The 4919-nt window shown below is 67.1% G+C and carries 5 protein-coding genes, 1 tRNA gene and 1 pseudogene; 6 read left to right on the forward strand and 1 reads right to left on the reverse strand.

Annotated features, from left to right (window positions below):
- Positions 1 to 85 precede the first annotated feature (85 nt).
- The 4 genes and pseudogenes from ACFYMC_RS26645 to ACFYMC_RS26660 all read left to right on the forward strand — a co-directional run.
- A pseudogene (locus ACFYMC_RS26645) lies at positions 86 to 883 on the forward strand (helix-turn-helix domain-containing protein); the annotation flags it as partial.
- A 289-nt stretch (positions 884 to 1172) separates the two neighbouring features.
- Entirely contained in the window at positions 1173 to 1394 is a 222-nt protein-coding gene (locus ACFYMC_RS26650; protein ID WP_388529662.1) for a hypothetical protein, read from the forward strand.
- A 163-nt stretch (positions 1395 to 1557) separates the two neighbouring features.
- The gene (locus ACFYMC_RS26655) at positions 1558 to 1989 is read left to right on the forward strand and encodes a hypothetical protein (RefSeq protein WP_388529746.1); all 432 of its coding nucleotides are present in this window, start codon (positions 1558 to 1560) and stop codon (positions 1987 to 1989) included.
- Positions 1990 to 2062: 73 nt separating this feature from the next.
- A complete protein-coding gene (locus tag ACFYMC_RS26660) occupies positions 2063 to 2494 on the forward strand; it encodes a hypothetical protein (protein WP_388529665.1) in 432 nt (143 codons plus the stop codon).
- A 351-nt stretch (positions 2495 to 2845) separates the two neighbouring features.
- Here ACFYMC_RS26660 and ACFYMC_RS26665 read toward each other — a convergent pair.
- Positions 2846 to 2933, reverse strand: a tRNA-Leu gene (locus tag ACFYMC_RS26665).
- A 156-nt stretch (positions 2934 to 3089) separates the two neighbouring features.
- Between ACFYMC_RS26665 and ACFYMC_RS26670 the strand changes: the two genes are divergently transcribed.
- Both ACFYMC_RS26670 and ACFYMC_RS26675 read left to right on the forward strand, forming a co-directional pair.
- Entirely contained in the window at positions 3090 to 4412 is a 1323-nt protein-coding gene (locus tag ACFYMC_RS26670; protein ID WP_388529667.1) for a M20/M25/M40 family metallo-hydrolase, read from the forward strand.
- Between the two features lie 168 nt (positions 4413 to 4580).
- Positions 4581 to 4814: a chaplin gene (locus ACFYMC_RS26675; protein ID WP_388529670.1), complete on the forward strand. Its 234-nt coding sequence runs from the start codon at positions 4581 to 4583 to the stop codon at positions 4812 to 4814.
- Positions 4815 to 4919: the final 105 nt, after the last annotated feature.

Here is a 4919-nt window from a genome sequence, read left to right on the forward strand (position 1 = left end):
CAGCAGCCTGGGCTACCGCAGCCCCGCCGACTACGAGACCACACTCGCGGTCTGACCACCACAACGAGGGTGTCCGTCAAAGCGGAGCAAGCTCAGGGGCCTGCGCAGAGAGGCGGAGTTGACAGGGCATGAGCTGGCTCTTCGCTGTGGCTGGAGTCCGGCCAAGTCGTCACGCATCGAGCGGGCCAAGACACCCGCGTCTGACGCCGACATCCGCGCCTGGTGCAAGGCGTGCGGAGCCGAGGGCCAGGTAGAGGACCTGATCGCGGCGAATCGGCAAGCCGATCAGATGTACGTGCACTGGCAGAAGCTCCACCGGCACGGCATGCGCCGGGCACAAGAGGAAGTCGTTCCCCTGTACGAGCAAACGCGCCACTTCCGCGTGTATTGCTCGAACGTGGTCCCTGGGATGCTTCAAACCGAGGCGTACGCAGCGGCCCTGCTCTCGACCATCGCGGCCTTCCAAGGAACCCCAGACGATTCGGAGACGGCCGCCGCCTCCCGGATCGAACGCTCACGCGTTCTCCACGAGGGTGACCACCGGTTCGCTCTGCTCCTGGAAGAAACGGTGCTCCGCTACCGGATCGGCGACGAGGCCACCATGGCCGGTCAGCTCGGGTATCTCTTGGCAGTCATGGCCTTGCCGAACGTGAGCCTTGGAGTCATCCCGTTCACGACTCAGCGCCGTGTCTGGCCCCTGGAAGCCTTCTACCTGTTCGACAGCCGCCAAGCGAGCGTCGAGCTGCTCACAGCCGCCGTGAACGTGACTGCCCCCAGCGAGGTTGCCACCTACGCGAAGGCGTTCTCACAGCTGTCCAAGATCGCGGTACACGGTGCTGCCGCTCGGGCTCTGATCTCAGAGGCGATTACGTCTCTCGGGTAGTTCCCGTGCAAGTTCGTGCAAGAGCGTAGCCGCGTGGATTCGCCACTTCCTAGGGTCGTTCCATCGACTTTGGAAGCGATCGGGAGGGGCGCGGCGCGATGAAGACGGAACCCACTCAGAGGCATGAAGACCCGGGGACCGTCCCCTTGCGCCCCCGCCCCCGGCCGGTTCCGGGTTGCCCGGAGTGCGCGCGGTTGGCACAGCTCCGTAAGGCCGCAGAGCTGGAGAGCGACCAGACGACTTCTACGGACTGCGACATCCTCATGCGGATGCACGGTACGGGTCACTGATGGAAATGCAGACGTGGCGGGACTCCTGGGGCCGAGCCGAAAACGCTTCGGAGTCCATACGCACGGCCTTGGCCGCCCTCGGCATTTCTGAGGCCGTGCAGAACAGTCTTCGGCCCACGGTGACCCACAACGGAGGGGCCTACGTGGACTTCGGCAAGATCCCGGCCGATGTGGTTGAGCAGATCGCCGAAGCTCTTCGCCTGCCCGCAACTCCCCTCTGACTCCCGCCCCTTGCGGGGGCGGGACCTCGGCCGGCACACGCACCGAGAGGAGGCGTAGCGATGACCGACCCCGGAGAGAAGGACGGCGGCCAGCGGTTCCCGGCCCCGCCCGCCGCCTGACCGGCCAGTCCTCAACCACAGAAGGGAACCATCAGTGACGACGATGCTCGAAAGTCCCGTTGCCTTACGGCGCGGGCGGGACCTCGTCAGTCCCGAGCTGTTCGAGAAGGTGTCGGAGTTCTGCGCGGAGGAGTACGGACACGAGCTGTCCACCGCCCGCAGGATCGTGGACCAGGCCCTTGCCTTCCTCAAGGTCATGGGTGACACCCGCGCGTTCGACATGACCCCCTCCGACGCCGTTGACCCCGGATGGCACTCGTTCGTGCTCCACACGCAGGCCTACGCCGCCTGGTGCGAGGAGCAGTTCGGGTTCTTCCTCGGGCACGAGCCCAAGGCCACCGTCCGCACCCGTCCGCTCATCGGCTCAGTGGTGGATCGCGTCAGGGCCGCTGGGTTCCACGTGGATGAGCGGCTGTGGGGCTCGGCGAAGGAGTGCAACCCGCCCGCGTGCTGCGGTGACGGCGACGGCTGCTGATCCACTCTCACAGAACGGAAGCGGTCCGGGCGTGGCTAAGGCGCCCGGACGGCCACAGCCAAGGGTTCCAAAGATGAGCAGGAATGACGAGGGCCTGACGGGACGAGGTCGGGTCACGGTGTTCGCGATGTTCGGCACGGTCTTCGGCTACGCCACCCACCATCTTGACGAACGACGGATCGGGGACGTGGCTGTGATCGGCTCCCTGACCCCCGGTGTCGAGTGGCCACGGCTGTGGCAGATGGCCCGTTCCTGTGGCAGGCCCGCAGCCCAGGAAACCGAACTCGCACAGTGGATTCTGATCCAGGCGACCCGGGCGTTCGTCTGTGGAAGCGACCGCATCGCGCAGTTCCCTGACCAGGGCTGGAAGCTGGAGCCCGGTGGGAAGCGCGTCAGCTTCGAAGCCACCTACGCCAACCGAGATCATCTGTGGACCGGCAACCTGACCGTGGACGGTCTCAGCCCGGATCAGGTAGCTGAGCGTCCTTCGTTCTACCGAGCGTAGTTCAGGTTGCAGTAGCCGAACCAACGAAAGAAGCCCCGGCCGATCGGCCGGGGCTTGCTTGGTTTGTTGGGAGGTTCAGAGCAGTGCGCGGAACGGGTTGGAATCGGAGAGCGGGGCGGAGGCGGGCCGCTTCACCGGCATGTCCGCAGGCACGGGCTTCGGGGTCGGGTGATAGGAGTCCAGGCGAACCACTGTGGCGCGGTTCTCCTGACGCTCCGCGCTGGCCGGCTGCGGCTCAGGGAGGCCTGTCAGTCCTGGTCTGGCCTGGGGATTCGCTGGGCCGCCGGTCACGTGATCGGTCACGCCACCGCCCAGAAACGCAAAAAACCCCAGATGAACTGGGGTCTCAGCTGGTGTCCGAGGGGGGACTTGAACCCCCACGCCCGATAAAGGGCACTAGCACCTCAAGCTAGCGCGTCTGCCATTCCGCCACCCGGACTAGGTGTGTGTCTCACGGCCTGGGCCGTTCCGACGAGGAAAACCATAGCAAACATTCGGACCCCCTCGATCACACCCCCGTGTCAATGCGCGGGGGCGGGGGAGAGGATGGGAGGGACCGTCGACCGGGGCGGTCCCGAAGGTGGGAGGAAGCGGCGTGAGCGAGTCGAACGCGCACAGGGTCAGGGGCGAGGACGAGGTCGTGGACCTGTGTCGGGACCTGATCCGGATCGACACGAGCAACTACGGGGACCACTCGGGGCCGGGTGAGCGGGCCGCCGCCGAGTACGTGGCGGAGAAGCTCGCCGAGGTGGGCCTGGAGCCCCAGATCTTCGAGTCCCACCCGGGGCGGGCCTCGACGGTGGCGCGGATCGAGGGTGAGGACCCTTCTCGGCCTGCGCTGCTCATTCACGGCCACACGGACGTGGTCCCGGCGGACGCGGCCGACTGGACGCACCACCCCTTCTCCGGGGAGGTCGCGGACGGCTGCGTATGGGGTCGGGGTGCGGTCGACATGAAGGACATGGACGCGATGACGCTGGCGGTCGTGCGGGACCGGCTGCGCAGCGGACGCAAGCCCCCGCGGGACATCGTCCTGGCCTTCCTCGCCGACGAGGAGGCGGGCGGGGTCTACGGGGCGCGGCATCTGGTGGACAAACACCCCGGTCTCTTCGAGGGCGTCACGGAGGCCATCGGTGAGGTCGGAGGGTTCTCCTTCACCGTGAACGAGAACCTGCGGCTCTATCTGATCGAGACGGCCCAGAAGGGCATGCACTGGATGCGCCTGACGGTAGAGGGCACAGCGGGTCACGGCTCGATGACCAATACCGACAACGCGATCACCGAGCTGTGCGAGGCCGTGGGACGACTGGGCCGCCATCAGTGGCCCGTGCGCGTGACCAAGACGGTGCGGTCCTTCCTCGACGAGCTCTCCGACGCGCTTGGTACCGAGTTGGACCCGGAGGACATGGACGCCACGCTCGCCAAGCTCGGTGGCATCGCCAAGATGGTCGGAGCCACCCTGCGGAACTCGGCCGCCCCCACCATGCTCGGAGCCGGGTACAAGGTCAACGTGATCCCGGGCCAGGCGAGCGCCCATGTGGACGGGCGGTTCCTGCCGGGGTACGAGGAGGAGTTCCTGGCGGATCTGGACCGGATCCTCGGCCCGAAGGTTCGGCGCGAGGACGTGCACGGTGACAAGGCGCTGGAGACCGACTTCGACGGGAGGCTGGTCGATGCCATGCAGTCGGCGCTCAAGGCGGAGGACCCGATCGCACGGGCCGTCCCGTACATGCTCTCCGGCGGTACCGACGCGAAGTCCTTCGATGACCTCGGCATCCGCTGCTTCGGCTTCGCGCCCCTTCAGTTGCCGCCGGAGCTGGACTTCGCGGGGATGTTCCACGGGGTGGACGAGCGGGTGCCGGTGGACGGGCTGAAGTTCGGGGTCCGGGTGTTGGACCGGTTCATCGACAGCTGCTGAGGCAGCCGGCGCGTGTGTGCGGCGGCGGAGCGCCGGCGCGTTCGCTCGCCCGTGCGGCTGTCACTGGGAAGGGTGAATGCGACCATAGGCTCGTAGCTCGAACTCCCCCCTCCTCGTTGCAGGTGTTGCGGTCCGCGGCTGGGACCGCAATGCCAACTAGGAGGAACAATGATCAAGAAGGTTGTCGCCGCTGCGGCTGTCACCGGTGGTCTGGTGCTCGCCGGCGCGGGTCTCGCCGTCGCCGACTCCGGCGCTCAGGCTGCTGCCATCGGCTCCCCCGGCGTCGCCTCCGGCAACGTCGTAGAGATTCCCGTCCACGTTCCCGTGAACGTCTGCGGCAACACGGTCTCCGTGATCGGCCTGCTGAACCCGGCCTTCGGTAACACCTGCGTCAACAACTGACGTCAGTGCGTGCCTGAGTTCCGTCGGCCCCGGAGCGCCCTAGCGCTCCGGGGCCGACGGGCTGTCCAAACCCGGCGTTCCGGCAGGGGTGCCCGGCGCGCATCG

The organism is Streptomyces sp. NPDC006879 (assembly GCF_042869595.1).
Classification (GTDB): Bacteria; Actinomycetota; Actinomycetes; order Streptomycetales; family Streptomycetaceae; genus Streptomyces.

Coding starts and splice junctions, on each gene's coding strand:
- ACFYMC_RS26650 (WP_388529662.1), top strand. CDS start 1,173: ATGGAAATGCAGACGTGGCGGGACTCCTGGGGCCGAGCCGAAAACGCT.
- ACFYMC_RS26655 (WP_388529746.1), top strand. CDS start 1,558: ATGCTCGAAAGTCCCGTTGCCTTACGGCGCGGGCGGGACCTCGTCAGT.
- ACFYMC_RS26660 (WP_388529665.1), top strand. CDS start 2,063: ATGAGCAGGAATGACGAGGGCCTGACGGGACGAGGTCGGGTCACGGTG.
- ACFYMC_RS26675 (WP_388529670.1), top strand. CDS start 4,581: ATGATCAAGAAGGTTGTCGCCGCTGCGGCTGTCACCGGTGGTCTGGTG.